This is a genomic window from Klebsiella sp. 4_1_44FAA, assembly GCF_000238715.1.
Taxonomy (GTDB): domain Bacteria; phylum Pseudomonadota; class Gammaproteobacteria; order Enterobacterales; family Enterobacteriaceae; genus Klebsiella; species Klebsiella pneumoniae.
This window is the reverse complement of the sequence record NZ_JH414800.1, coordinates 44757-69699: the sequence shown is the minus strand read 5'-3', so window position 1 is coordinate 69699 and position 24943 is coordinate 44757. Positions and strand designations below refer to the sequence as shown.

Annotated in this window: 27 protein-coding genes; 7 read left to right on the top strand and 20 right to left on the bottom strand. The window is 58.4% G+C overall.

The annotated features are described in order from the left end of the window. Window positions 1-124: 124 nt before the first annotated feature. The 13 genes from emrB to HMPREF1024_RS15110 form a co-directional block, all read right to left on the bottom strand. The gene (gene emrB / locus HMPREF1024_RS15050; RefSeq protein WP_002914342.1) at window positions 125-1663 is read right to left on the bottom strand and encodes a multidrug efflux MFS transporter permease subunit EmrB; all 1539 of its coding nucleotides are present in this window, start codon (window positions 1661-1663) and stop codon (window positions 125-127) included. A gap of 15 nt (window positions 1664-1678) precedes the next feature. Then, entirely contained in the window at window positions 1679-2851 is a 1173-nt protein-coding gene (emrA, locus tag HMPREF1024_RS15055; RefSeq protein ID WP_009308476.1) for a multidrug efflux MFS transporter periplasmic adaptor subunit EmrA, read from the bottom strand. A 125-nt stretch (window positions 2852-2976) separates the two neighbouring features. Next, window positions 2977-3507, bottom strand: a complete 531-nt coding sequence (gene mprA, locus HMPREF1024_RS15060; protein ID WP_002914337.1) for a transcriptional repressor MprA — start codon at window positions 3505-3507, stop codon at window positions 2977-2979. Window positions 3508-3597: 90 nt separating this feature from the next. Beyond that, window positions 3598-3933, bottom strand: a complete 336-nt coding sequence (gene ygaH, locus HMPREF1024_RS15065; RefSeq protein WP_002914335.1) for an L-valine transporter subunit YgaH — start codon at window positions 3931-3933, stop codon at window positions 3598-3600. Continuing rightward, entirely contained in the window at window positions 3923-4669 is a 747-nt protein-coding gene (locus tag HMPREF1024_RS15070; RefSeq protein WP_002914333.1) for an AzlC family ABC transporter permease, read from the bottom strand. Before HMPREF1024_RS15070 ends, ygaH begins: the two co-directional genes overlap by 11 nt. A 178-nt stretch (window positions 4670-4847) precedes the next feature. Continuing rightward, window positions 4848-5846 carry a glycine betaine/L-proline ABC transporter substrate-binding protein ProX gene (proX, locus tag HMPREF1024_RS15075; protein WP_002914330.1) on the bottom strand — a complete coding sequence of 333 codons (999 nt, stop codon included), beginning with the start codon at window positions 5844-5846 and terminating at the stop codon, window positions 4848-4850. 78 nt (window positions 5847-5924) lie between these two features. Continuing rightward, the gene (proW, locus tag HMPREF1024_RS15080) at window positions 5925-6992 is read right to left on the bottom strand and encodes a glycine betaine/L-proline ABC transporter permease ProW (RefSeq protein ID WP_004174727.1); all 1068 of its coding nucleotides are present in this window, start codon (window positions 6990-6992) and stop codon (window positions 5925-5927) included. Continuing rightward, on the bottom strand, window positions 6985-8187 hold the full coding sequence (gene proV / locus HMPREF1024_RS15085; protein WP_002914328.1) for a glycine betaine/L-proline ABC transporter ATP-binding protein ProV: 1203 nt from the start codon (window positions 8185-8187) through the stop codon (window positions 6985-6987). Before proV ends, proW begins: the two co-directional genes overlap by 8 nt. 356 nt (window positions 8188-8543) lie before the next feature. Continuing rightward, window positions 8544-9506: a class 1b ribonucleoside-diphosphate reductase subunit beta gene (gene nrdF / locus HMPREF1024_RS15090; RefSeq protein WP_002914327.1), complete on the bottom strand. Its 963-nt coding sequence runs from the start codon at window positions 9504-9506 to the stop codon at window positions 8544-8546. A gap of 10 nt (window positions 9507-9516) precedes the next feature. Next, window positions 9517-11658, bottom strand: a complete 2142-nt coding sequence (nrdE, locus tag HMPREF1024_RS15095) for a class 1b ribonucleoside-diphosphate reductase subunit alpha (RefSeq protein ID WP_009308475.1) — start codon at window positions 11656-11658, stop codon at window positions 9517-9519. Further along, on the bottom strand, window positions 11631-12041 hold the full coding sequence (nrdI, locus tag HMPREF1024_RS15100) for a class Ib ribonucleoside-diphosphate reductase assembly flavoprotein NrdI (RefSeq protein ID WP_002914321.1): 411 nt from the start codon (window positions 12039-12041) through the stop codon (window positions 11631-11633). Before nrdI ends, nrdE begins: the two co-directional genes overlap by 28 nt. Next, window positions 12038-12283, bottom strand: coding sequence for a glutaredoxin-like protein NrdH (nrdH, locus tag HMPREF1024_RS15105; protein WP_002914320.1), 246 nt, complete (start codon window positions 12281-12283; stop codon window positions 12038-12040). Before nrdH ends, nrdI begins: the two co-directional genes overlap by 4 nt. Window positions 12284-12466: 183 nt before the next feature. After that, window positions 12467-12898 (bottom strand): carboxymuconolactone decarboxylase family protein, encoded by a 432-nt coding sequence (locus HMPREF1024_RS15110; protein WP_004145727.1) that lies wholly within the window; start codon window positions 12896-12898, stop codon window positions 12467-12469. An 88-nt stretch (window positions 12899-12986) separates the two neighbouring features. On the opposite strand from HMPREF1024_RS15110, the gene HMPREF1024_RS15115 reads away from it, so the two are divergent. Then, a complete protein-coding gene (locus HMPREF1024_RS15115; protein WP_004900038.1) occupies window positions 12987-14339 on the top strand; it encodes a PLP-dependent aminotransferase family protein in 1353 nt (450 codons plus the stop codon). 143 nt (window positions 14340-14482) lie between these two features. Here the strand turns inward: HMPREF1024_RS15115 and HMPREF1024_RS15120 are convergent, their stop codons facing one another. Next, the gene (locus tag HMPREF1024_RS15120) at window positions 14483-14830 is read right to left on the bottom strand and encodes a DUF883 domain-containing protein (RefSeq protein ID WP_002914293.1); all 348 of its coding nucleotides are present in this window, start codon (window positions 14828-14830) and stop codon (window positions 14483-14485) included. Window positions 14831-14979: 149 nt separating this feature from the next. On the opposite strand from HMPREF1024_RS15120, the gene HMPREF1024_RS15125 reads away from it, so the two are divergent. Next, window positions 14980-15342, top strand: a complete 363-nt coding sequence (locus HMPREF1024_RS15125; RefSeq protein ID WP_002914291.1) for a DUF2002 family protein — start codon at window positions 14980-14982, stop codon at window positions 15340-15342. 85 nt (window positions 15343-15427) lie between these two features. On the opposite strand, the gene alaE is transcribed toward HMPREF1024_RS15125, so the two are convergent. Beyond that, window positions 15428-15877, bottom strand: coding sequence for an L-alanine exporter AlaE (gene alaE, locus HMPREF1024_RS15130; protein WP_002914289.1), 450 nt, complete (start codon window positions 15875-15877; stop codon window positions 15428-15430). A 728-nt stretch (window positions 15878-16605) separates the two neighbouring features. Here alaE and stpA point away from each other — a divergent pair. Further along, a complete protein-coding gene (gene stpA, locus HMPREF1024_RS15135) occupies window positions 16606-17007 on the top strand; it encodes a DNA-binding protein StpA (RefSeq protein ID WP_002914287.1) in 402 nt (133 codons plus the stop codon). Between the two features lie 72 nt (window positions 17008-17079). Here the strand turns inward: stpA and HMPREF1024_RS15140 are convergent, their stop codons facing one another. Then, on the bottom strand, window positions 17080-17259 hold the full coding sequence (locus tag HMPREF1024_RS15140) for a hypothetical protein (protein WP_002914284.1): 180 nt from the start codon (window positions 17257-17259) through the stop codon (window positions 17080-17082). Between the two features lie 205 nt (window positions 17260-17464). Here HMPREF1024_RS15140 and lpxO point away from each other — a divergent pair, with 205 nt between their 5' ends. Continuing rightward, window positions 17465-18367: a lipid A hydroxylase LpxO gene (gene lpxO, locus HMPREF1024_RS15145; RefSeq protein ID WP_002914281.1), complete on the top strand. Its 903-nt coding sequence runs from the start codon at window positions 17465-17467 to the stop codon at window positions 18365-18367. Here lpxO and HMPREF1024_RS15150 read toward each other — a convergent pair. The 3 genes from HMPREF1024_RS15150 to HMPREF1024_RS15160 all read right to left on the bottom strand — a co-directional run bounded on the left by HMPREF1024_RS15150 (window position 18348) and on the right by HMPREF1024_RS15160 (window position 19881). Continuing rightward, window positions 18348-18893, bottom strand: coding sequence for a rhodanese family protein (locus tag HMPREF1024_RS15150; RefSeq protein ID WP_004900029.1), 546 nt, complete (start codon window positions 18891-18893; stop codon window positions 18348-18350). The genes lpxO and HMPREF1024_RS15150 overlap by 20 nt on opposite strands. Window positions 18894-18900: 7 nt before the next feature. Continuing rightward, on the bottom strand, window positions 18901-19200 hold the full coding sequence (locus tag HMPREF1024_RS15155) for a helix-turn-helix transcriptional regulator (protein WP_009308474.1): 300 nt from the start codon (window positions 19198-19200) through the stop codon (window positions 18901-18903). A gap of 75 nt (window positions 19201-19275) precedes the next feature. Beyond that, complete coding sequence (locus HMPREF1024_RS15160) at window positions 19276-19881, bottom strand: FMN-dependent NADH-azoreductase (protein ID WP_004212889.1); 606 nt, start codon at window positions 19879-19881, stop codon at window positions 19276-19278. A gap of 103 nt (window positions 19882-19984) precedes the next feature. Here HMPREF1024_RS15160 and HMPREF1024_RS15165 point away from each other — a divergent pair, with 103 nt between their 5' ends. Next, on the top strand, window positions 19985-20893 hold the full coding sequence (locus HMPREF1024_RS15165; RefSeq protein WP_004145715.1) for a LysR family transcriptional regulator: 909 nt from the start codon (window positions 19985-19987) through the stop codon (window positions 20891-20893). 82 nt (window positions 20894-20975) lie between these two features. On the opposite strand, the gene HMPREF1024_RS15170 is transcribed toward HMPREF1024_RS15165, so the two are convergent. Next, on the bottom strand, window positions 20976-22763 hold the full coding sequence (locus tag HMPREF1024_RS15170) for a sigma-54-dependent Fis family transcriptional regulator (protein WP_004151036.1): 1788 nt from the start codon (window positions 22761-22763) through the stop codon (window positions 20976-20978). Window positions 22764-23026: 263 nt separating this feature from the next. Here HMPREF1024_RS15170 and HMPREF1024_RS15175 point away from each other — a divergent pair, with 263 nt between their 5' ends. Both HMPREF1024_RS15175 and HMPREF1024_RS0126390 read left to right on the top strand, forming a co-directional pair. Further along, window positions 23027-24547: an aldehyde dehydrogenase family protein gene (locus HMPREF1024_RS15175; protein WP_004174747.1), complete on the top strand. Its 1521-nt coding sequence runs from the start codon at window positions 23027-23029 to the stop codon at window positions 24545-24547. A 156-nt stretch (window positions 24548-24703) separates the two neighbouring features. Beyond that, window positions 24704-24943: transposase (locus HMPREF1024_RS0126390; protein WP_170956250.1), on the top strand; the 240-nt coding region annotated here is incomplete at its 3' end.

The following is a 24943-nucleotide window of genomic DNA, read 5'->3' as shown; positions in this document are numbered from 1 at the left end:
AATGGTCAGCCTTTATCCTGCCCGAGCGCAGGGTGACGGGCTTTCGCAAACGAGACAGAAACTAGCGAGAACTGGACAACCTGACGCCGTAAAAAAGGGACCCGGAGGTCCCTTTATGTGAGGCTTAGTGCGCGCCGCCGCCGCCTCCGCCGGCGCTGAACGGTGGTCTGGCGAACCACACCAGCCCCAACAGCAGGATGAAAATAGCCGCAGAAATCCAGAAGATTTCGTTGGCGGAGATAATCAGCCCCTGGTTGGTTATCTGCTGCGCTATCCAGCCGGACGCCTGCTGCTGCGTCATTCCCATGCCCTGCAGCTGATCGTATATCTGCTGCGCGTTGGGGTTAAAGGGGGTCACCGATTCGGTGAGCTGCGCATGATGCAGCGCCTCGCGGTTGGTCCACAGGGTGGTGGTGATCGAGGTCCCGATGGAGCCGGCAAGGGTACGGGTGAAGTTCGACAGGCTCGACGCCGCCGCCAGCCGCTCCGGCGGCAGGCCGGAGAGGGTGATGGTGGTCAACGGCATGAAGAAGCAGGCCACCGCGAAGCCCTGGATAAACTGTGGCCACGCCGAGGCGCCAAAGTCCATCCCCGGTTCGAAGGTCCAGGCGCGCCAGTAGAAGCAGACCGCGTACATAATAAAGCTGAAGGTGACCAGCCGCCGCATGTCGAGCTTATGCGCGAAGCGGCCGATAATCGGCGACAGAATGACCGGGATCACTCCCACCGGCGCCGACGCCAGGCCGGCCCAGGTCGCGGTGTAGCCGTAGACCTCCTGCAACAGCTGCGGCAGCAGCACGATGGCGCCGAAGTAGAGCATATAGGCCAGACTGATACAGAGGCAGCCGATGGTGAAGTTGCGCGACTTAAATAGCGATAGATCGACAATCGGGTTATCGTCGGTTAGCTCCCAGACGATCAGGAAGCTTATCGCCACCACCGCCACGATGGTCAGAATGATAATCTCATTGGAGGAGAACCAGTCCAGCTCTTTACCCCGGTCCAGCATCACCTGCAGGCTACCGATACCGATGATCAGCAGCGCCAGACCGACACCGTCGATCCGCCGCTGTTCGGTTTTGGTTTCCCGGTTGCGCAGGGTCTGCAGGGTCATCAGCACCACCGCCACGCCAATGGGCACGTTGATAAAGAAGATCCAGCCCCAGTGATAGTTATCGCTGATATAGCCGCCGAGGATCGGACCGCAGATGGGCGCGACAATCACCGTCATTGACCACAGCGCCAGAGCGATAGAGCGCTTCGCCGGGGGATAGTTGCTGAGCAGCAGACTTTGCGACAGCGGGATCAGCGGTCCGGCGACGATCCCCTGAATGACGCGGAAGAAAATCAGCATCGTCAGGCTGTTGGAGACGCCGCAGGCCCAGGAGGCAATGGCGAAGGCGGTGGTTGACCACAGGAACAGCTTCACCTCGCCGACGCGCTTGGCCAGCCAGCCGGTGATCGGGATGGAGATGGCGTTAGCGACCCCGAACGAGGTGATGACCCAGGTCCCCTGGCTCAGCGACGAGCCAAGGTTGCCGGCAATGGTCGGGATCGCCACGTTGGCGATAGTGGAATCCAGCACCTGCATGAACGTCGCGAGCGACAGCGCAATGGTCATAATGACCAGCTGCGCGCCTTCCAGCGGTTTTTGCTGTTGCATTACACTCACCCCGAATTATCCGGCGTTGGCCTGAATGATCTCGTCTATCAGCTTATTAACCGGATCGAGAGCGATTTCGCGGGCATTGCTCTCGTAAACCGGGGAGCTCCGCACCTGGCTGGCCAGCATTTCACCATCGCGATCGGTGGTGTTGACTTCCACCAGCGTCGAGAGGCCGATGCGCAGCGGGTGTTCCGCTAGTTGTTTTTCATCCAGCTCGATACGAACCGGCAGGCGCTGTACCACTTTGATCCAGTTGCCGGTGGCATTCTGCGCCGGCAGCAGGGAGAAGGCGCTGCCGGTACCCATATCCAGACCGACCACTTTACCGGTGTATTTCACGTCATCGCCATAGATATCGCTGATCACGGTGGCCGGCTGGCCGATACGCATATGCGCCAGCTGAGTCTCTTTAAAGTTAGCATCGATCCACAGGTTGGTCGCCGGGACCACCGCCATCAGCGGCGTGGTGGTGCCGATCTGCGCGCCAGGCTGTACCGAGCGACGGGAAACGTAGCCGCTAATCGGGCTGACGATCTGCGTACGCTGCAGGGCCAGCCAGGCGTTACGCACTTCAGTGGCCGCCTGGAGCACCGCCGGCTGCTGTTCCAGCCTGGTGCCCAGCACGATCGCCTGGTTGGCGTTGTACTGCTGGATTGCCACGTCGAGTTCGGCCTGTGCGCTGGCGACGGTATCGCGGGCGTGCTGCAGCTCTTCGCGGCCAATGAGGTTCGCGGCGCCCAGCGGGATGCGGCGGTTCAGGTCAGCCTGCGCCTGGGAGAGGGCGGTTTTTTTGACGTCGATATTTGCCTGCAGCTGCTTGCTGTTGATCATCTGCTGGCGGGTCTGACGGACGCTGGCGGCCAGTTGGGTCTTAGCCTTTTCAAACGCCTGTTGGGCATCGGTCCGATCGAGAGTGACCAGCGGATCGCCTTTCTGCACGTAGTCCGTGTTGTCAGCCCAGACTTTGGTCACGCTGCCCGCGACCTGAGCCATAATTTGTACCTGATTCCCTGCCACGTAGGCATCGTCGGTCTCTTCGTAGTGACGCAGTACCAGAAACCAGTAAATCCCATATGCCACGGCAATAATAATGAAGAGCAATGTCAGCAACAGAAGGGCGCCTTTACGCTTTCCTTTTTTGCTGCCTGGTTGCTGCGGGGTTTGGCTCTCCGCATTTGCACTCATGTTATTCTCCACGATCTTATTATTTCACATCGGCTGAGCCGACCTGTTTATCAGAAAGGCCAGCAGAGATCTGCTGGCCTGGCTGTTTTCCTTGCAACGTAAAAATGGGCTGAGCGACGCCGCCCTTAGCGTAGAGAGTCCGCTAGCACGCCTTCTTCTTCCATCTGATCAAGGCGGCTCAGGAGTTTGCGGGTGATGTGTTCGAGCTGATCTTTTTCGCTGGTGCTAAGTGAAGACCACAGCTGATGCAGGCAGTTATGCTGCGGCGGCAGGACTTCACGCAAAAACTGATGGCCCTTTTCGGTCAGTTGCAGATGCAAACAGCGACGATCGTTATCGCTCTCGCGGCGCTCAATCCAGCCGCGTTTTTCCAGTTCATCAGCGATACGGGTGGCGTTGGTACGTGACGAGCCCAGCGCACAGCTCAGCTCGGACGGCTGGATGCTGTGGTTTTCCTGTGACTCCAGCGTAATCAGCGCCATAAATAATGTCTCGTTAATTCCCTGCGCTTTGAGCATTTTATTGCGATTTTCCAGCAGCTTACCTTGCATATGCATGCAAAGACGAGTTAACAGGATCTCCTGAAACGGGAAATCTTCATGGCGGCTGGCGCGGAACTTGAGCATTTGCTCAATGGGAGTAAACGAACTATCCATTTGGGTATGACCTCATTAATTACAGCCGATATAATAACTATTGTGACAAATAAATCAAATGAATTATTGACCAAAATTGATACGTAAAGCTTAGAGCCCGTTGGTGATTTTCCATGCCAGACCATAGGCAAACGCCGACAGCAGGGTCGGGACAATGATGCTGCGGGTTTTCCAGAAGGCGGCGCCCAGCACCAGGAAGCCGGTCAGCGTCGGCGCCAGACGATGGGCATCGGCGAGGATCTCCGGCACGCTGGAGACCACCAGCAGCGCGCAAATCGAGGCGATGCCAATGGTATCCAGCAGCACGCTGACCGGGCCGCGGCGGGCAGGACGGGCGTGGCCGACGCGCAAACGCAGAGGAAGATAGCGAAAGAGATAGTTGACGCCGCCGACTATCACCCCGAGCAGAAGGACTTCACTGTTCATCCGGCATCCCCTTGAGCATGGCCTGAAGCAGCGCCGTCAGACACCCGCAGACAATTCCGGCGAGGATCGCCGCCGGAATGGAAAATAACAGAATGCCGCCCAGCGCGCCCGCCAGCGCCGCCGTGACGCAGAGTGACTGCTGACGCTGGAAAGAGGCCAGCAGGAAGCTCATAAACAGCGCCGGCAGCATAAAGCCGAGGGCGGCTTCCACCGCCGGATAATCCACCAGCAGGCCGTTGCCGGACCAGGCGCCGGCCAGCGTGCCGCACACCCACGATGCCCACGAGGTAAAAGCGAGACCAAGCATCCAGTTTTCGCTCCAGCGGCGGTTATCGCGAACCAGCCTGGCGGTAGCGGCGGCGAAAACCTCATCGGTCAGGCCGAAGGCCCAGAGGGCGGTTTTCTTTTTATCCAGCGCTGAGCGAATGCGGCTGCGCAATGAGGGGCCATACAGCACGTGGCGGACATCCATCGCCATTACCGTCAGGGCGGCGACCCACAGCGAACTGCCGGCGGCCAACATGGCGGTGATCACAAACTGGCTGGCGCCAGCGTAAATAATGCAGGAGAAGAACAGGCTTTCCAGCGGGGTGAAGCCCAGCCGGGTGGCATTGAGTCCGAAGGCGAATGCCACCGGAAGGTAGCTGATGACGATGGGGAGACTGTCTTTGACGCCTTCGCCGACGGTGGCGACGCGTTCAGGTAAGGCACAGGTTAAGGGTGCGGGGTTTTCCATATGAATAACTTATCGCTGGATCCATGTGAAGATGGCAATTTGACCGATGTCTCCACCTTAACAGAGCGCGATGCGCCTTAACACTATGGAAATTCCTGGAATCGCGTTTCTATGACCTGGCCACGAGAAAGGGGGCAAGGGGGCCGGATAAGGCGCTGGGCCTTATCCGTGAGCGGGTTTACTGCTGCGCGGCGAGGGCGGTTTTCACCCAGCTGTCGAACAGCGGCTGGTGGGCTTTGATCCAGCCATCAACGTGGCCGTTAATGTCGGCTTCGGAAGCATGGCCTTCGTGCATCATCGCATTCTCGGCGTTGATGTCGGCGATCGGCAGCTTCATGACGCTAAACAGAGTGGCGGCGGCCGGATTTTTCTCCGCCCAGGCTTTGTTAGCGACGATGTGCATGGTGTTCACCGGGAAGCCATAGTTGGCGCCGTTGGCCAGTTTGGTGTCGATGTTTTTCTGTTCGCCCGGCAGGGAGGAGAACGGCACCTGCAGCCAGACGACGTCCTTGCCAGGCTTCAGCACGTCGCTAACCCAGTACGGCGTCCAGGTGTAGTAGAGCACCGGTTTACCCTCTTTATACCGGGCAATGGTGTCGGCCATCATCGCCGCGTAGTTGCCCTGGTTATGGGTGACGGTTTTGCTCAGGCCATAGGCGTCAATCTGATGGTTAATCACTGCTTCGCAGCCCCATCCTGGGGTACAGCCGGTGAGATCCGCTTTACCGTCATTGTTGGTATCAAACAGTTTGGCGATCTGCGGATCTTTGAGCTGATCGATGGAGGTGATGTGGTACTGCTCAGCGGTTTTTTTGTCGATCAAATAGCCCTGGGCGGCGCCTGAGACGTACACTCCTTTGCGATAGAATTTGTTATCACCGCCCGCCGCGGCGTACATGTCATCGTGCAGCGGTTGCCAGTTGGTGGCGATAAAGGTGGTATCTCCGGCGGCAATCGACGTATAGGCAACGTTATAGTCCACTTCGCTGGGTTTCTCGACGGTGTAGCCCAGCTTCTCCAGCGCGCGACTGACCAGCAGGGTCTGGAAGCTCTCTTCGGAGATAGTGCTCTGAGCGGGCTTCACCGTAATCCCTTTACCCGGCAGGTCGGCGGCGAAGGCGCTGGTGGCGAGCAGGGTGGCAAAGGCGGCGGTGGCCAACATCGTACTATGTCGCATGGTGGTTCCTCTTATTGTTTAACGGGAAGGGCCGCTCCCGGGCATCGGCTGGTGTCGGGGAGCGGCGCTGTTATCGACTTATCGACAGAAAGGGCGAGTGATAAGCCCCAGCGGGCCGGTGGTGTACCAGCGGCGGTTGCCGCGACTGCGGGCGTCGCGACCGACGGCCTGGGTGAGGCGGTCAAGAATAATCGCCAGGATCACGATCCCCACCCCGCCGACGGTCGCCAGGCCCATATCCAGGCGACCGATACCGCGCAGCACCATCTGGCCGAGGCCGCCGACGGCGATCATCGAGGCGATCACTACCATCGACAGGGCCAGCATCAGGGTCTGGTTAACCCCGGCCATAATGGTGGGCATGGCCAGCGGCAGCTGCACCTTAAACAGCAGCTGGCGCGGGCTGGCGCCAAATGAGCGCGACGCTTCGATCAGATCCGCAGGCACCTGGTTTATCCCGAGGATGGTCAGACGGACGATCGGCGGCAGGGCGAAGATAATCGTCACCACCACGCCCGGTACGTTGCCGATGCCGAACAGCATCACGATCGGCACCAGATAGACGAACGCCGGCGTGGTCTGCATGGCATCCAACAGCGGGCGGATGATTTTCGCCGCCCGCGGGCTGCGCGCTAGCCAGATCCCCAGCGGCAAGCCGATAACCATGCAGAACAGCAGGGCGGTGAGGACCAGCGCCAGAGTGACCATGGCTTGCGACCACGCGCCGATGGCGCCGATGGCAATCAGCGATACCAGAGTGGCGACCCCCATGCCGAGGCTGGAGATCTGCCAGGCGATTAGCGCGAAGACGATAATCGCCACCGGCGCCGGCATCCCCAACAGCAGCTGCTGGAAGGCGCTGAGGATGTAGTCGATCGGCACGCGGATCCCCTGGAACAGCGGACGGAAGTGCAGCACGATCCAGTCGATGGCGTGGGTCACCCAGCTGTCGAGCGGGATCAGGGTCTTATGGAACGGATCCATGATATTGAACTGTTCCGGTTGCGGCGCCGGGGCGCTGTGCAGCCAGTCGGCGCCGCCGCCATTAGCCGGCGCGGCAGTAGAGGCGCCACCCCAGGCGTCGGCAGCCTGCGCGGCGCTGTCGGTTGACGGGGCGCTGCCCCATGGATTGGTCTGATCAGCCATGATTCACCCCCTCGCGATCTAAAGCCTGGAGCAACATCCGTTTGGAAATGATGCCAATATATTGTTGTTCTTCATCCACTACCGGCACGGCGCACGGAGCGTGGCCGACGTGGGAGAGCAGATCGCTGAGCGGGGTTTGCGCTTCCACCGCCAGCGGGGCGTCAATCAGCGCCGCCTCGATCCCCTGCCCGGCGCTGAGGGCTGTTTTCAGAGAATCAATCGAGACAATCCCGACAAAGCGATTACCGCGCTCTATGACATAGCCATATTCCCGGTCTTCATCCTGTAATAATTTCAGCGCCGAACGGGGGCCAAAACCAGGCGTTTTACGAATCAGGCCAACCGGGCTGCGGCGGGCAATATCTTTCGCGCTGAATACCTGGCTAATATCCACGCCGCGGAAGAAGGTGCGCACATAATCATTGGCCGGATTATTTAATATTTCATCCGGAGTGCCGACCTGGACCACTTCGCCATTTTGCATAATGGCGATACGATCGCCAATTCGCATGGCTTCATCAAGGTCATGGGAAATAAAGACGATAGTGCGTTGATGCTTCGCCTGTAATTTGATGAGCTCATCCTGCATTTCGGTACGAATGAGCGGATCGAGCGCAGAGAAGGCTTCATCCATTAACAGAATATCGGGATTAATCGCCAGGGCGCGAGCTAAACCGACGCGCTGGCGCATGCCGCCGGAGAGTTCATCCGGCCAGGCGTGGGCATAATTCTCCAGCCCCACCTGACGCAGCGCCTCCCGGGCTTTTTGCTCTCGTTCGGCGGCGGGAACGCCGGCAAGCGCCATGCCAAACGCCGTGTTGTCGAGCACGCTCATGTGCGGCATCAGCGCAAAGGACTGAAAAACCATCGCAATTTTCTTGCGACGCACCTCGCGCAGCTCGGCATCCGACATTTTGGCGATATCGACCCCGTCAATCAGCACCTGGCCGCGGGTGGGTTCAATCAGGCGATTGAGAAGGCGAACCATGGTGGATTTCCCCGAGCCGGAGAGCCCCATGATGACGAATATCTCGCCTTCTTCAATGGCCAGACTGGCGTCTTTGACGCCAAGCGACAGCCCCGTTTTTTCCAGTATTTGCGCTTTGTTGAGTCCTTTCTCAATATATTTGAAAGCACGGTGTGGATGCTCGCCAAATATCTTATAAAGATTTTTGATTTCTAATTTAATTGCCATGCAATAGAGAAGTTCCTGTTATTTGTTTATTGCGATATGATACCCGATGGTGATTATGATCTTTTTACACCCTAACATACTCAGATTCTGTGACAACCCTCAATGGCAAACTCTCGGCAAAATCAGATGGGGACAACTGTGGCTAAGCCCCCGTGATATAAGGGCTGGGCGGTAATTTGTTGTTGGTAATATTTTTTGATTATCTTTGGATAATTCGACTGAAATGGACCGGTTTTCTGCTAAATATGACGAAGTGATGACGGTTAGGTCATGGAGAGAATATTTGGTGGATTAAACGCTATTTTTTGAAATTAATCACCAGGAATCCGCCTGCGATATTCCTGGTGAAAGTACGGTTAAAAGTCCCAATCGTCGTCGGCGGTCTCTTCCATTTTTCCTATCACGTAGGAGGAGCCGGAACCGGAGAAAAAGTCATGGTTTTCGTCGGCGTTGGGCGACAGCGCTGCGAGGATTGCCGGATTGACCGCCGCCATCTCCGCCGGGAACAGCGCCTCGTAGCCGAGGTTCATCAGCGCTTTGTTGGCGTTGTAGCACAGGAAAGCGCTGACGTCGTCGAACCAGCCGCTCTCGCCGTACAGCTCCCGGCTGTAGGCCAGTTCGTTGTCGTAAAGATCCATCAGCAGATCGAGGGCGAAATTTTTCAATTCTTCGCGCTTGCCGGGGCTGACGATCTCCAGTCCTTTCTGGTACTTGTAGCCGATGTAATAGCCATGCACCGCTTCATCGCGAATGATCAGGCGGATCAGATCCGCAGTGTTGGTCAGCTTTCCCCGGCTGGAGAAGTACATCGGCAGCCAGAAGCCGGAGTAGAAGAGAAAGGATTCGAGGAACACGCTGGCGATTTTTTTCTTCAGCGGCTCGTCGGCCTGATAGTAACCCAGCATCAGCTGCGCCTTGCGCTGCAGGGGATCGCAGCTTTCGCTCCAGGCGAAGGCGGCATCCACCTCCTTGCTGTGGCACAGCGTGGAAAAGATGGAGCTGTAAGAGCGGGCATGAACCGCCTCCATAAAGCTGATGTTCGACAGCACCGCCTCCTCATGCGGGGTTAAGGCGTCCGCCATTAGCGCCGGGGCGCCGACGGTGTTCTGAATGGTGTCAAGCAGGGTCAATCCGGTAAAGACGCGAATGGTCAACTGCTGCTCCGCCGCGCTGAGGGTTTGCCAGGCGGGAATGTCGTTCGACAGCGGCACTTTCTCCGGCAGCCAGAAGTTGCTGGTGAGACGGTTCCAGACCTCAAGATCTTTATCGTCATCAATGCGGTTCCAGTTGATTGCGCTGACGCGCGTTAAATGGGTCATCCTGTTCTCCTTACAGCGCGCAGGACACGCAGCCTTCAATTTCAGTGCCTTCCAGCGCCAGCTGGCGCAGACGGATGTAGTAGAGCGTCTTGATGCCTTTCTTCCAGGCGTAAATTTGCGCCTTGTTGATATCGCGGGTGGTGGCGGTATCGGGGAAGAACAGGGTCAGCGACAGCCCCTGGTCGACGTGGCGCGTCGCCTCGGCGTAAGTGTCAATGATCTTCTCCGGCCCTATCTCATACGCATCCTGGTAGAGGGCCAGATTGTCGTTATTCATAAATGGCGCGGGGTAGTACACCCGTCCGGTTTTCCCCTCTTTGCGGATCTCAATCTTCGAGACGATCGGGTGAATGCTGGAGGTGGCATGGTTGATGTACGAGATCGAGCCGGTGGGCGGCACCGCCTGCAGATAGCGATTGTAGATGCCATAGCGCATGACATCGTCGCGCAGCTGGCGCCAGCTTTCCCGGTCGGGCAGAGAGATGCCGGCGCGGGCGAACAGCGTGCGCACCCGTTCGGTTTTCGGCTGCCACTCCTCCTGCAGATATTTGTCGAAGTACGCCCCGCTGGCGTAGCGCGACTGCTCGAAGCCGGCGAAGCGCTGGCCGCGCTCGCGGGCCAGCTGCATCGAGGTGTGCAGCGCGTGCCAGGTCACGGTGTAGAAGTAGATATTGGTGAAGTCCAGCCCCTCCGGGCTGCCGTAGGCAATGCCTTCCCGCGCCAGGTAACCGTGCAGATTCATCTGCCCCAGGCCGATGGCGTGGGAGGCCGCGTTGCCGGCCGCCACCGAGGGAACCGACTGAATATCGCTCATGTCGGACACGGCGGTCAGGGCGCGCACCGCGGTGGCGATTGTGCGGCCGAAATCCGGCGAGTCCATGGTATGGGCGATGTTCAGCGAGCCGAGGTTGCAGGAGATATCTTCCCCGATATGGGCATAGCTGAGGTCTTCACTATAGGCGGACGGCGTACTGACCTGCAGGATCTCCGAACACAGATTGCTCATGGTGACCCGCCCGGCCACCGGACTGGCGCGGTTCACGGTGTCTTCAAACATGATGTACGGGTAGCCGGATTCAAACTGGATCTCCGCCAGGCGCTGGAACAGGTCGCGGGCGCGGATCCAGCGCTTGCGGACCCGCTCGTCGGCCACCAGCTGCGGATAGAGGTCGCCGATGGCGCAATCGGCGAAAGGTTTGCCGTACAGCCGTTCGACGTCATAAGGCGAGAACAGGGCCATCTGCGCATCTTCTTTCGCCAGCTGGAAGGTGATATCAGGGATCACCACCCCCAGCGACAAGGTTTTGATGCGGATTTTCTCATCGGCATTTTCACGCCGGGTATCAAGAAAGCGTAAAATATCGGGATGGTGAACATGCAGCCAGACCGCACCCGCCCCCTGGCGGGCGCCGAGCTGATTGGCATAGGAGAAGGCGTCCTCCAGCATCTTCATCACCGGCACCACCCCAGAAGACTGGTTTTCGATGCGCTTGATCGGCGCCCCGGCCTCGCGCAGGTTGGAGAGTAAAAAGGCCACCCCGCCGCCGCGCTTCGACAGCTGTAGCGCCGAGTTCACCGCCCGGCCGATGGACTCCATATTATCCTCAATACGCAGCAGGAAGCAGGAGATCAGCTCCCCGCGCTGCTGTTTGCCAGCGTTAAGGAAGGTCGGTGTGGCGGGCTGAAAGCGGCCGTTGAGTATCTCCTCCGTCAGCTGCCGCGCCTGCTGTTCATCGCCCCGGGCCAGCGTCAGGGCCACCATCACGCTGCGTTCGGCGAAATCCTCGAGGTAGTGCTTGCCGTCAAAGGTCTTCAGCGCATAGCTGGTATAGAACTTCCAGGCGCCGAGGAAGGTCTGAAAGCGAAACGGAGCGCGCCGGGCATGGGCGAACAACGCCAGCACAAACCCGCGGTCATAGCCGGCCAGCACCTGCGGATCGTAATAGCCCTCGCTGACGAGCCAGCTGAGCTTATCCTCCTGGCTGGGGAAGGTGAGGGCGTTGGGCTGAACCTGGGTCGCCATAAAGGCCTCAACCGCCTGGCGATCTTTTTCAAACGGGATGCGGCCCTCGCTGTCGTACAAATTCAGCATCGCGTTGAGGGCGTGAAAATCCACGGCGGCGGTTATACGTTCTGCGGTTGTCGTTGCCAAAATTCGCTGACTCCTTTACGCACGGTGTTGATATCGTCGGGGGTTCCCATCAGCTCGAAGCGGTAGAGATAGGGCACGGCGCATTTTTGCGCGATGACATCTCCGGCACGCCCCCAGCCGTCGCCAAAGTTGCGATTGCCGGCGGCAATCACTCCGCGGATCAGCTGGCGGTTATGCACGTCGTTTAAAAAGCGGATCGCCTGACGCGGTACCGCGCCGGCGGTGCCGCCGCCGCCATAGCTGGGAACGATGAGAATATAGGGCTCGTCTACCCGCAGATGTTCACGCTCGTTCAGCGGGATGCGCACCGCCGGCAGCCCCAGGCGCTGCACAAAGCGATGGGTATTCTCCGAACGGCTGGAGAAGTAGACGATGAGGCTCATGCGCTGGCCGCCGTAAAGGAGGGGCGCAGGCGATTGATCATATCCGGGCGGAAGCCGCTCCAGCGCAGCTCACCGGCGATCACCACCGGCAGCTGGCGAAATCCCTGCTCGCGCAGGGTGTCGGCGGCATCCGGCTGCTGGTCGACGTTGACCATTTCAAAGGCCAGTCCCCGGCTCTCCATGGCTCGCCGGGTGGCATGGCACTGCACGCAGTCATTTCGAGTGTAAATAATAATGCGCATGATTCGTATTTCCATTTAAGATAACAGCACGGCGCTAAACATAGCGTCGAACGTAGTGGGCCATTCGATAAGGAAATACTAGATGTAGTTATTTAAAACTTCAACCACTCAATATATAGCGTTTTTGGCAAGCGAGTCCCCCGCCGGGATAGATCGGCGGAGGAGGGGGGAGGCTGTGCGGAACTACAGGCGCATGGCCACGGCGAGGCGGTTAAAGGCGTTCATCAGACTGACGGCGAAGGTCAGATCGCTTATCTGACGCGGGGTAAAATGTTCGCGCAGCGGCTGGTAAACCTCATCTTCCGCATGGCTGGTGGCAATGTCGGTGACCGACTCGGCCCAAGCCAGCGCCGCGCGTTCGGCCGGAGTAAAGTGGGCGCTTACCCGCCAGCCCGCAAGGGCATCCAGTTTGCTTTGCGCCATGCCGCCTTTGCGCAGCGCCTGGCTATGTTTCTCAAGACAGAAGGCGCAGCCGTTGATCTGCGAGACGCGTAAATAAACCAGCTCTACCAGGGCGTTGCCCAGCTCGCTTTTCTCCAGCGCGATGCTGGCCTGTACCAGCCCTTTATAGACTTCCGGGCTCAGTTCACTGAATGGCTGACGTAATTGGTTCATGGTGTTCTCCTCTCTAAGACGGCAGCCAAAATAGCACTATAATGGACTGCAAAAGATAGCCATATTCTGATGAAAAAAGCAGACCATAATGGAAGCAATTAACCTCCCGCTTTATCAGCGTATCGCCCGCCAGTTGAAATCGGCGATTGAACGTGGCGAACTGACCCCGGGCAGCCGTTTGCCCGCCAGCCGGGTGTACGCTCAGGAGCAGGGCGTCTCCCGGGCGACCATCGAAAACGCCTGGGGAGAGCTGGTCGCCCAGGGATGGCTCGAGCGGCGTGGGCAGGCGGGGACCTTTGTCAGCGAGCGGCTCAGCCCGCGCCAGCTGGCGCCGGTACCGCCAGTGCAACCGGCCGCGCCGACGGAGCCGCTGCCGTTTCAGATGGGGCTGCCGGCGCTGGATCTCTTTCCGCGCGGGCAGTGGGCGCGGGTGATGGGGCGTCGGCTGCGGACGCAGTCGCGGTTCGATCTTGCACCCGGCGATCCCGGCGGCGATCCGCTTCTGCGCCAGGCTATCGTCGATTATCTACGCCTGTCGCGTAGTATCGACTGTCAGCCGGATCAGGTGTTGATCACCGGCGGCTATGCCGCCTCCATGAACCTTATCCTGCGTACCCTGGCGCAGCCGGGACAGCATATGTGGATGGAAGATCCGGGGTATCCCTTTATCCGGCCGGTCGTCGAGGCTGGGCAGCTGGCGGTGGATGCGATTCCCGTGGACGACGAAGGGATGGACGTCGGCTGGGGCCAGCGTCATCACCCGCAGGCGCGATTTGCCCTGCTCACACCAGCCCATCAGAGTCCGCTGGGGGTCGCGCTGTCGCTTCCCCGACGCCGCCAGCTGCTGGCGTGGGCCGCGGAGCGCGACGCGTGGATCATTGAGGACGATTACGATAGCGAGTTTCGCTATCACGGCAAACCGCTGCCGCCGCTGAAAAGCCTTGATGCGCCGCAGAGGGTCATCTACGCGGGCACCTTCAGTAAGTCGATGTTCCCGGCGCTGCGCACCGCCTGGCTGGTGGTGCCGACCCCGCTGGTGGCGCGTTTTCACCAGACCGCGGAGCGCCAGTCCTGCACCGTTCCCACCCTGTGGCAGCAGACGCTGGCGGATTTTATCCAGCAGGGACATTTTTGGCGTCATTTGAAGAAAATGCGTGCCAGCTATAGCCAGCGTAGACAGTGGCTGGAGTCGGCTCTGCAGGCGCAGGGCTTTCAGGTCACGCCGCAGCTGGGGGGAATTCAACTGGTTATGTCGGTCAGCGGCGACGATCGGCTGCTCGCGCGGCGGGCGGTTGTGGCCGGGCTGGCGGTGCAGGCGCTGAGCGACTGGCGGATTCGCCACGCGGGCGAGGGGGGATTACTGATGAGTTTTACCAATATACGTTCGCCGGCGATGGCTGACGGACTTGCCCGACGGCTGAGAGAGGCGATTGCGATTTGATGGCGCTTAAGTCGGGGAAGCAGAAAAACCCCTGCGGCCAGAGGCGCGCAGGGGCTGACGCGTATTTGTTATCTTCATTGCCTTCCGTAAAGCTCGCGGGCTACCGCGCGCCAATCGCGCGGCGGCAGCCGACGCTTAAGCTATTATCGACGTAAATTGAGCAATACGCCAATAAATACCCCGACGGCGGCGGCGGCGCCCACACTGTGCCACGGTTTATTGCGCACGTAGGTATCGGCACAGCCCAGCGCATCGCACGCTGCCTGGCGCGCATCCAGCGCCGCCTGCTGCACCCGGTTGTGGCCATTAAGGCGGGCACGAGTCTCTTTTAACAGCGACTGCGCTTTGACACGCGCCGCTTCCGCTTCCTCTTTGGCGTCACTGCCCCATGATTTCAGCACCTCTTCCAGCGTATCCGCTAATTGGCTGACATCGTTATGAATATCTTCGGCGTTCTCGTCAAAATTGTTGCGGTTCACATGGTTAGCCATCGTTATCTCCCTTAATTCCATCGAGTGAGTAAGTGTAGGACAAGATTTTGAATTATGCTTACTGTTGTGGTTTCTGGAATTTTCCGAAAGCACTGTCCTTAATGAATAAGGTAAGGTCAATGTGCGGTAAAAGATAACGAGGAATCAGTATGTATTTAAGACCCGATGAGGTGGCGCGTGTTCTTGAAAAAGCCGGCTTCACCATGGATGTTGTGACGCAAAAAGCGTACGGCTATCGCCGCGGCGATAATTATGTTTATGTGAACCGCGAAGCGCGCATGGGGCGAACAGCGTTAGTTATTCATCCGGCGTTAAAAGAGCGCAGCAATATGCTGGCCGAACCGGCTTCAGATATCAAAACCTGTGATCATTATGAACAGTTTCCGCTGTATTTAGCCGGGGATGCGCAACAACATTATGGTATTCCGCATGGATTTAGCTCACGCATGGCGCTTGAGCGTTTTCTGAATGGGCTATTTGGCGAAGCCCAGCCGGCAATGTCGACGAATTAATACGGCGATAGGCATTTAAGGATCCAGGCGAGGCGGGCTGGCGGGAAGAGGCGACTGGCAGAGCCAGTCGCTGCTAACGCGTTGGTCAGGCCTTCGCCTGCTGATAGGGCGCCACGCGGAACAGGCGGCGGCAATAGTCGAGGAAGTAGCCGTAGGCGGCGCCCATCATCATCGATACCGCCAGGTTCGAGCTCACCGCGGCGACAATCTGGTGCCAGTCAGCACCCACGCTCCACAGAATAGCGACATACACCGGCGACTGAAAGGTGACGTAGGCCAGCACGTCGGCCATATTTTTCATCCACCTGGCCGGGCTGATGCGCCGGGCCTGACGCATGGCGAAATCGCGATAAATCCCATAGGGTACGGCAATAATAATGTTGACCGGGATCGCCACCAGACGCGACGATAACGACTGCTCAAACGTCATACCAGAGAGAAAAATTTCGATCATCATGTTGACGACGGTGCAGTAAACCACCATCGCAAAGGTGTCTGCAACCGCATGCCGCAAGCGGGAGTGCGCAGAGAACATCGGAGTGCTCCTCGAAAATGAAGTCATTAACGCCGAAAAATGCGCGTTGGTATAGCGTTTTTGGGCTGCCTGTTTTGATGTGCGTAGAGTATATCTCTGCATTAAAAGTGGCAACTAGCTATAAATTTTTATTTATCGCCTTTTTGTCGATAAAATACTCTGCGCTGGTTTGTTTTTTGTTCGTTACGCTACTTTTATTCCTGTTTTTGAAAATATCAATATTTATCAATGTGTTACTCTTGATTGCGAAATCGAGACTGGCCGAGGGAACGGCGCCTGATAGCCAACCATGGCGCAACATCACGCGAGTGTGTGATTCCGCTCTCTTTTAGGATTTTTTATGCCGTAAGTCGCGTTTTTATGGTGAAAAATTCTGAATTGCGAATTGTTGTTTTATTCCCATTTTCTGATTAACTATTCACTGTGGCCAAAGGTATGTATCAGTGCGTCCACGTATGAACAGCAGGTAACCCGCTGACCATAAAGCTAATATTCCTGGCGAGAACGGTGGTTTTTCCCGTCATTCTGCCTTTTTTATTTATTCACTCTCTTTTTTGCCTGTGCTTATGAAAAAGGCTCAGGTATTTGCCAATATAGTTCCAGGGGATAACCGCTAATATCCACCTTATATATTTATCTGGACAACCGAAGGCTGGAAATAAATAAACGTTTCTATTACACTTGCCGCGTTGTATCTTTTAATTTGCTATTTGGAATTTTTTAATTTTATGTCTTCAATGTTACACAAACTGAATAATATCCGTTCACTGCGTGCCCTGTCCCGTGAATTCTCCATTGACGTGCTTGAAGAGATGCTGGAAAAGCTCAGGATCGTCACTGAAGAAAAACGTACGCAACAGCAGCAGGCAGCTCAGCAGCAGGCTGAATATCAGGAGAAAGTGAATACCTGGCTTGAACTGATGCGCGCCGACGGTATTTCTCCTGACGAGCTGGTGGCCGATATTCAGCCGCCAAAGGCGGGAGGCAAAAAGCGTCAACCGCGCCCGGCGAAATATCGTTATACCGATCATACTGGCGCAGAGAAAACCTGGACCGGACAGGGAAGAATGCCGAAGCCGATTGCCGAGGCTGTCGCCCAGGGTAAATCGCTGGATAGCTTTTTAATTTAACGCCTTCGGGCCAGCGCCAGGCCGGTGGTGAGAGACCCACCGGCCTGGCCTTATGACTTTAAGCGAGGGGCTTTAGCAGACGCCGAAGTCTCCCTCTTCCTGATACGGCGTGACCTCGTCCGACTTCAGCGAATAGCGCTCTCCCTGCTCCTGTGCGGCCTGAACCACCACCAGTTGCTCCCCTTGCACTTCCACCACTTTCAGTTTTGGTCCGCCCGCTCGGGGTTGTACCAGATCGCCGACAGCAAACATAATTCACTCCTCACTGTTAACACCATGGATAAACCTAAACCATAGCTCAACGCCCGCTCACTGAACACCGGGCGTGCTGTTTTTTGTTAAAACAATTTGGAGTTATATGTATTAACATTGTTAATGTTTTGCTGGCGCCATACCGCTGCTGAGAAAGGGGGACGGCGAGGGTAGGGTTACCACCAATCAGGTCAGGAAAGACACCATGAAGTATATCATTCTGTTGATCATTGTTATTGCTGTACTGTATGTCCATTACCGCGGACGGGTGCGCTATCGTTTCTGGCGGCAGCTCTCCGACCATTCCACATTTACCGCGCCGCTGAATGGATTTATGTATTTATTTTCCCGCGTGCCGAATACGCCTTATCTGCGGCCGGAGATGTTTCCCGAGCTGGCGATATTGCAGCAAAACTGGCAGGTTATTCGCGACGAAGGTCTCCACCTTCAGCAGCTGGAGCAGATTAAAGCGGCCGATAAATATAACGATGCCGGGTTTAACTCATTTTTCAAAACCGGCTGGAAACGCTTTTATCTGAAATGGTATGAGGATGCCCATCCTTCCGCCAGCCAGCTCTGTCCGCAAACTACCGCGCTGCTGCGCGATATCCCGTCGGTGAAAGCGGCCATGTTTGCCACTCTGCCGGACGGTAGCCGTCTGCCGCGCCATCGTGACCCCTACGCCGGCTCGCTACGCTTTCATCTGGGCCTGGCAACGCCGAACGATGACCGCTGCTTTATCGAGGTGGATGGCCAGCGTTACAGTTGGCGCGATGGAGAAGGCGTGCTGTTTGACGAGACCTATATCCACTATGCGGAAAATACCAGTGGTGAGAATCGCCTGATTCTGTTCTGCGATATTGAACGGCCGATGCGCTACCGCTGGGCGCAGAAAGTTAACCACTGGCTGGGACGCCATCTGATGAGCGCCGCTTCGGCGCCCAACGATATCGGCGATCGCACCGGCGGGATTAACCGGGCGTTTCGCTATATTTACCAGATCCGTATTGTTGGTAAGCGGTTGAAAAAATGGAATAAGACGGTCTATTACATCGTCAAATGGCTGCTCTTCGGCGGCATTGCCTGGCTTATCTGGAGCGCGTTTTAACCCCCTGGCGCCGGTTCCACGGCATGGTCGCCAGCAGACGCGCCATGCCGCAAAAGCCGGTTACGCCGGCGAAGGTGAGCCCGGCGCCGACCGCGCCGCTGAGCAGGAAAAAGCCGCCGTTAACGGTATAGCCCAGCAGCACCCCCAGTAAAATCAGGGTGCCAGCGGCAATTTGCACCTGGCGCATCAGCGGCAGCGGCTGTGATGAATCTTCCACTACCGGCAACCCCGCGGCTTTCCACGCCTGAATTCCTCCTGCCAGCAGGCAGGCCTGCGCCGGCGCGGCGGCCGCGGCCAGACGAATCGCATTATTCTGCGTCCGGGAACCCGCCTGGCAGTGAAAGATGACCGTCTCTCCGGCCCGGGCATTGAGGGGCGCACCGCTGGTCAGAGTGGCGAGCGGCACCAGCTCGGCATCGGGGATATGTTCGCGCGCATATTCATCCGCATCGCGGATATCAATCAGTCTGGCGCCCTGGGCAATCTGCGCCTGGGCCTCGGCGGGAGTTAAGGTGGCGATGGTCATAGGATCCTCACGGGCAATAGAGCGTTTTCAGCGTATTGATCACCTGCTGTACCGCAGGGTGGGTGATGGAATAGTGGATACGCTGGGCGTCGCGCTCGCTGTCGATCAGCCCCTCGTCACGCATCCGCGCGAGGTGTTGCGAGGTGGCGGAGGGGCTCAGCCCTGTAGCCCGGGCGAGTTCGCCGGCGCTGGCCCTGGGCGCATCGCACAGCATGCACAGGATCAGCAATCGGTGAGGATTGCTCATCGCTTTCATCAGCGCGGCGGCTTCTCCGGCGCGGGCCTGCAGGTCTTCAGGTGTGGTCATTTATTTTATCTTTGTCTAAATTTAGATAACTCTAAAATAAAAAGGCCGCCAGCGCCAGCACAATTTCTCCACGACTCAGGCCGGAACGGCGAGCCGGGCAATCTGCGCCCGGGCGCTGGCGATCCCGGCGTCGCGACCATGCGGGCGATTGTCCAGCCCTTCGGCATAGATAAATTCCACCTCCTGGATCCCCATCAGCCCCAGTACCGCGCGCAGATAGGGCGTGACGGCGTCGGTAGTTTCTCCCTGGTGAATACCGCCGCGGCTGCTGACGACCACCGCCCGGACGCCCTCCACCAGCCCCTGCGGCCAGCTCTCGGTGTAGCGAAAGGTTTCCCGCGCCCGCGCCACGAGGTCGAACCATTTTTTTAGATCGGTCGGGACGTTGAGGTTATACATCGGCGCGCCAATCACCAGCAGGTCGCTGGCCTTTAACTCGGCGATAAGCTGGTCGGAGAGGGCGACCGCCTCGCGGATAGCAGGCTGCGGATCCACTGCCCCGCGCAGGGCGGCGAACAGGGGGCGATCCAGCGTTGGCAGCGCCATGGCGCTGAGATCGTGTTCGGTGAGCCGATCACCGTGTCCCGCCGCCTGGCGCGCCGCGAGAAATTCGTTAATCAACTGATTGGTCAGGGATGTTTCGCCATTAATGCTGGATTTTAAAACCAGAACGTTAGCCATGATGAGTGCCTCAAATGAAAGATAGAAGCAAAGACTAACACTGTCTTTTTTGTCTCAGGAGTGACATTATTTTTCCCTATTGTATCCCGTAAGGAACCAATCTGTGCGCGACGATCTGAATGCGATCCCGGTATTTGTCACCGTGGTCGAGAGCGGCAACTTTGCCAGCGCGGCGGCGATCCTCCATGTGACGCGTTCGGCGGTGGGAAAAACCATTGCCCGGCTGGAAGCGCGTCTCGGCGTGGCGTTATTCCAGCGTACCACCCGACGGCAACTGCTGACGGAAGAGGGGGAGCAATTCTATCTCCAGTGCCGGGAAGCGCTGGAGCGCATCCGCGAGGCCGAAGAGACGCTGCAGCGCGGCAAAGATGAGGTGCAGGGGCGGCTGCGGGTGTCGCTGCCGGTGCTGTTTGGCCAGCGCTGCGTGGCACCGCTGCTGTTCCGCCTCAGCCAGCGCTATCCGTTACTGAAGCTCGAGCTCCACTACAGCGACCGGCAGGTCAATCTGCTGGAGGAGGGGTTTGATCTTGCGGTGCGTATCGGGAGCCTGGCCGATACCGGGTCGCTGCGGGCCCGGGCGCTGGGAGAGCACGGCATGGTGCTGTGCGCGGCGGCGGAGTACCTGCGCCAGCAGCCAGCGCCGCAGACTATTGCCGGGTTGAACGAGCACCGTACCCTCGGCTATCTGCACAACGGCCAGCTGCAAAAATGGCAACTGTATGACCCGCAGCAGGGCGAAGTGCGCTTCAGTCCGCAGACGTGGCTGATACAGGATGATTTTGCCGCCATCGCGGCGGCAGTGCAGCAGGGGATGGGCATCGCCTGGCTGCCGGACTGGCTGGTGGCGCAGGCGCTTGCCGATGGGACATTGCAGCAGGTGTTGGCGCCCAGCGCTCAGGTGCGTTTCGCCATCCACGCGGTATGGCCGGAGGGGCCGTGGCTGCCGCAAAAAACGCGGGCGGCGATCGATGCCCTGCGGGAAGGGCTACCTCTTACCGCAACACCTGGTTAGCGCAGAGAGAAATAACCGCCATCTATGGCGGCGGAGGTTTTCCGACAGCGTGCAAGCTACCGGCGCGCTTTACGCCATAGCCTCAGCGACGAGGCCGTCCGGCACGGGCGGCACGGCGGTACAACGTGCTGCGGGCGATACCCAGTATCTGCGCCGCCCGGCTGACGTTGCCGTTGACCCTGGCCAGGGTATCGACAATCAACTGCTCATCATGGGCCTGCAATCCCCCGCGCGGCAACGGCGCAGGCGCGGCGCGATACGCCTCCGGCAGCGCGTCGGGCGTCAGCGTGTCGCCCTCATCGGCGAGAGCCAGCATTACCTTCAGGACGCTCTGCAGCTGGCGTACGTTTCCCGGCCACGGCAGCTGGCTGAGGTGAACCAGCAGCGCGTTTGAAAGCGTCACCCGGCGTGAAGCACCGCCCAGGTCGTGCCACAGGGTGGCGATAAAGGTTTCCAGCGCCGGCCACTCGCGCAGCGGAGGCAGCGCCAGGGCGTATTCCCGGAGGCGCCACAGCAGATCTTCACGGAATTCTCCGGCGCTGACCCGCTGGGTCAGGTTGCGGTGGGTGGCGCAGATCAAGGCGAAATTCACCGGCACGCTGCGGCTGGCGCCCAGCGGAGCGACCTCTTTCTCCTGCAGGACGCGCAGGAGGCGGGTCTGCAGCGCCAGCGGCATATCGCCGATCTCATCAAGAAACAGCACCCCGCCGTCAGCCTCGCGGATTTTACCGATATAGCCATTTTTGCTGGCGCCGGTAAACGCCCCCGGCTGGTAGCCGAAGAGCTCGGATTCGATCAGCGATTCCGGAATGGCGGCGCAGTTAATGGCGACAAATTTACCGCTGCGCCAGCGGCTGTGCCGGTGCAACGTGCGGCTGACATACTCTTTGCCGCTGCCGGTTTCTCCTTCAATGCACAGGGCGATGCCGGCGTTGAGCAGCCGCAGCAGCTTTTCGCCTTCGCGCGGACTGGTAAAGGGGAGATGCATGGCCGGCGGGGCGCTTACCGCCACCCGGCGGCGGGTGGGCTCCCGCAGGCGATAGTGGTAGCGGCCCTGCGGCGTGGTCAGCGGCAGCGGGACGCTGACCGCCGTTTGCGTCAGCGTCGGAAAAAGCGAGGCAAAGGTGAGCTGGCCAAACTGCGCCGCGCTCAGGCCGAACTCGCGCATCGCCAGCCGGTTGCCGGCGGTGAGGACGTTGTCGGAAAAGACCAGCAGCAGCTCCTCGACGCTGTCGAGTTTGTCCACCTGCCGGTGCAGGCTCATCAGCCACTGCTCAGGATGCAGACTCTGTTTCACCCACAGATATTCAATTTGCTTTGCCGCCGCTTTTACCCAGCCAAAGGTGTGCTGGTGGGGAAAATTCGCCGGGCCGGAGATATCCAGCACCCCGGCGATGCTTCCGTCCGGTCGCTGGAGCGGCATCGCCGCGCAGTACAGATTCTGGTTGCGGGTAAGAAAGTGCTGACGGCCATCGATCTCGCAGCCATCGTCAATCGCCAGCGCGGTGCCGATGGCGTTGGTCCCGCGCCCGCTTTCACTCCACAGATTGCCGGGAGCCAGCGCCACGCGCTGGGCCTTTTGCAGCGCCTGGGTATCGCCGAGAGTATGCAGCACCAGGCCGTCGGGGTCGGAAAGGATCACCACCGACTGCAGGTCTGCGACCTGGCGCGACAGGGCTTCCACCACCGGCTGCGCCAGCTGCTGCAGGCCGCGGTGGCTGGCGAGCCGGTCCGCCAGCTCGCCGGCGCCGAGGCGGGGAAAATCCTCGGTGGCGGGATCCAGCCCGTAGCGCTGGCAGCGAGACCACGAATCGCTCAGCAGGGGATTCGCATTAACCTCTGGTGCGAGAAGAAAGGGATTGCCTGCCACAGGGCACCTCTGGGTCGATGTTGCTGTGTTGCAATATTGTAGCCATTTGGTTTATTTGGTGTTGCGATTTGCAACACATAAGTGGAAACCCGTGCGACAGTGGCTGACCATCTGCTCGGTTAGTGAAGGCAACGTATTAATAAATAAAAATATTTAAAGAAAATAAAAAACTGGCATAACCCCTGCACAGTGAGAAGCGTTCGGCGGCAAATTTAAAAAATCAATATGCCGCTGCGTCTCAACCCTACAGAAGGAGATTTGCGATGCGTTATGCACATCCTGGCCAGCCCGGCGCCGTGGTTTCATTTAAATCGGCTTACGGCAACTTTATTGACGGTAGATTTGTCGAGCCGCTGAGCGGTGAATTCTTTATGAATACTTCGCCGGTCGACGGCAGCAACATTGCGCAGTTTCCCCGCTCGGATGCCAGAGACATTGACTTCGCCCTCGACGCCGCCCATCGCGCGGCGCCGGCGTGGGGTAAAACCTCAGTGCAACAGCGCTCCAGGCTGCTGCTACAGGTCGCCGATCGTATTGAACAGCATCTGGAATATCTGGCGGTGGCGGAGAGCTGGGACAATGGGAAACCGATCCGCGAAACCCTGAATGCTGACCTGCCGCTGGCGGTGGATCATTTTCGCTACTTCGCCGGCTGCCTGCGCGCTCAGGAGGGAAGCACCGCCGAGATTGACGAAACCACGGTGGCCTATCATTTCCATGAACCGCTGGGGGTGGTCGGGCAGATTATCCCGTGGAACTTCCCGCTGCTGATGGCCGCGTGGAAGCTGGCCCCGGCCCTGGCGGCGGGGAACTGCGTGGTGCTCAAACCGGCGGAACAGACGCCGCTAAGCATTACCCTGCTGCTGGAGCTGATCGGCGATCTGTTCCCGGCCGGGGTGCTTAACGTGGTGCAGGGTTTCGGCAAAGAGGCGGGCGAGGCGCTGGCCACCAGCAAGCGTATCGCCAAGCTGGCGTTTACCGGCTCCACGCCGGTCGGGCGGCATATTCTCGCCTGCGCGGCGGAAAATATTATCCCCTGCACCGTCGAGCTGGGGGGGAAATCGCCCAACATCTACTTCGCCGACGTGATGGACGGAGAAGAGGAATTTATCGAGAAGGCGGTGGAGGGGCTGGTGCTCGGCTTCTTCAACCAGGGTGAGGTCTGTACCTGCCCGTCGCGGGCGCTGATCCATGAATCCATCTATGAGCCCTTTATGGCACGGGTCATGGAGAAGGTGGCGCAGATCCGCCGCGGCGATCCGTTAGATACCGACACCATGATCGGCGCTCAGGCTTCCCGCCAGCAGTTCGACAAGATCCTCTCCTATATTCAGATTGCCCGGGAAGAGGGTGGGCAAATTCTGACCGGAGGCGAGCGGGCGGCTATCGCGCCGGCGCTGGATAATGGTTTTTATATTCAGCCCACGCTGATTAAAGGTCGCAACGATATGCGCTCCTTCCAGGAGGAGATCTTTGGGCCGGTGATCGGGGTGACCACCTTTAAGGACGAAGCGGAAGCGCTGGCTATCGCCAATGAGACCCAGTTTGGTCTCGGCGCCGGGGTGTGGACGCGGGATACCAACCTCGCCTATCGCATGGGTCGCGGCATTAAAGCCGGTCGCGTGTGGACCAACTGCTATCATGTCTACCCGGCGCATGCGGCGTTCGGCGGCTATAAACAGTCCGGCGTCGGGCGGGAAACGCACAAGATGGCGCTGGATGCCTATCAGCAAACCAAAAACCTGCTGGTGAGCTACGGCACCGCGCCGCTGGGCCTGTTCTGAAGTCCATCTCATTTCTGACCGATCCTCAGTCCGCAATCCATTCGGGTTGCGGTATTTTTTTTACTCAAAATAACCATGGCTTTGTTGAATAAATCGAACTTTTGCTGAGTTGAAGGATCAGATCGGCTTTGTTGAATAAATCGAACTTTTGCTGAGTTGAAGGATCAGATCACGTATCTTCCCGACAACGCAGACCGTTCCGTGGCAAAGCAAAAGTTCAAAATCACCAACTGGCCCACCTACAATAAAGCCCTCATCAACCGTGGCTCCATAACTTTCTGGCTGGATGATGAAGCTATTCAGGCCTGGTATGAGTCAGCAACACCTTCTTCACGAGGCAGACCTCAGCGCTATTCTGACCTTGCCATCACGACTGTGCTGGTCATTAAACGCGTG

Bases quoted from the DNA above. Each gene is read 5' to 3' on its own strand.
- HMPREF1024_RS15160 (WP_004212889.1), bottom strand. From the start codon at position 19,881: ATGGCTAACGTTCTGGTTTTAAAATCCAGCATTAATGGCGAAACATCC.
- HMPREF1024_RS15070 (WP_002914333.1), bottom strand. From the start codon at position 4,669: ATGGAAAACCCCGCACCCTTAACCTGTGCCTTACCTGAACGCGTCGCC.
- HMPREF1024_RS15110 (WP_004145727.1), bottom strand. From the start codon at position 12,898: ATGAACCAATTACGTCAGCCATTCAGTGAACTGAGCCCGGAAGTCTAT.
- mprA (WP_002914337.1), bottom strand. From the start codon at position 3,507: ATGGATAGTTCGTTTACTCCCATTGAGCAAATGCTCAAGTTCCGCGCC.
- proW (WP_004174727.1), bottom strand. From the start codon at position 6,992: ATGGCTGATCAGACCAATCCATGGGGCAGCGCCCCGTCAACCGACAGC.
- HMPREF1024_RS15150 (WP_004900029.1), bottom strand. From the start codon at position 18,893: ATGACCATCGCCACCTTAACTCCCGCCGAGGCCCAGGCGCAGATTGCC.
- nrdH (WP_002914320.1), bottom strand. From the start codon at position 12,283: ATGCGCATTATTATTTACACTCGAAATGACTGCGTGCAGTGCCATGCC.
- stpA (WP_002914287.1), top strand. From the start codon at position 16,606: ATGTCTTCAATGTTACACAAACTGAATAATATCCGTTCACTGCGTGCC.
- lpxO (WP_002914281.1), top strand. From the start codon at position 17,465: ATGAAGTATATCATTCTGTTGATCATTGTTATTGCTGTACTGTATGTC.
- HMPREF1024_RS15115 (WP_004900038.1), top strand. From the start codon at position 12,987: ATGGAAGCAATTAACCTCCCGCTTTATCAGCGTATCGCCCGCCAGTTG.
- HMPREF1024_RS15125 (WP_002914291.1), top strand. From the start codon at position 14,980: ATGTATTTAAGACCCGATGAGGTGGCGCGTGTTCTTGAAAAAGCCGGC.
- alaE (WP_002914289.1), bottom strand. From the start codon at position 15,877: ATGTTCTCTGCGCACTCCCGCTTGCGGCATGCGGTTGCAGACACCTTT.
- proX (WP_002914330.1), bottom strand. From the start codon at position 5,846: ATGCGACATAGTACGATGTTGGCCACCGCCGCCTTTGCCACCCTGCTC.
- HMPREF1024_RS15120 (WP_002914293.1), bottom strand. From the start codon at position 14,830: ATGGCTAACCATGTGAACCGCAACAATTTTGACGAGAACGCCGAAGAT.
- HMPREF1024_RS15155 (WP_009308474.1), bottom strand. From the start codon at position 19,200: ATGACCACACCTGAAGACCTGCAGGCCCGCGCCGGAGAAGCCGCCGCG.
- proV (WP_002914328.1), bottom strand. From the start codon at position 8,187: ATGGCAATTAAATTAGAAATCAAAAATCTTTATAAGATATTTGGCGAG.
- HMPREF1024_RS15175 (WP_004174747.1), top strand. From the start codon at position 23,027: ATGCGTTATGCACATCCTGGCCAGCCCGGCGCCGTGGTTTCATTTAAA.
- nrdF (WP_002914327.1), bottom strand. From the start codon at position 9,506: ATGACCCATTTAACGCGCGTCAGCGCAATCAACTGGAACCGCATTGAT.
- HMPREF1024_RS15140 (WP_002914284.1), bottom strand. From the start codon at position 17,259: ATGTTTGCTGTCGGCGATCTGGTACAACCCCGAGCGGGCGGACCAAAA.
- nrdI (WP_002914321.1), bottom strand. From the start codon at position 12,041: ATGAGCCTCATCGTCTACTTCTCCAGCCGTTCGGAGAATACCCATCGC.
- ygaH (WP_002914335.1), bottom strand. From the start codon at position 3,933: ATGAACAGTGAAGTCCTTCTGCTCGGGGTGATAGTCGGCGGCGTCAAC.
- emrA (WP_009308476.1), bottom strand. From the start codon at position 2,851: ATGAGTGCAAATGCGGAGAGCCAAACCCCGCAGCAACCAGGCAGCAAA.
- emrB (WP_002914342.1), bottom strand. From the start codon at position 1,663: ATGCAACAGCAAAAACCGCTGGAAGGCGCGCAGCTGGTCATTATGACC.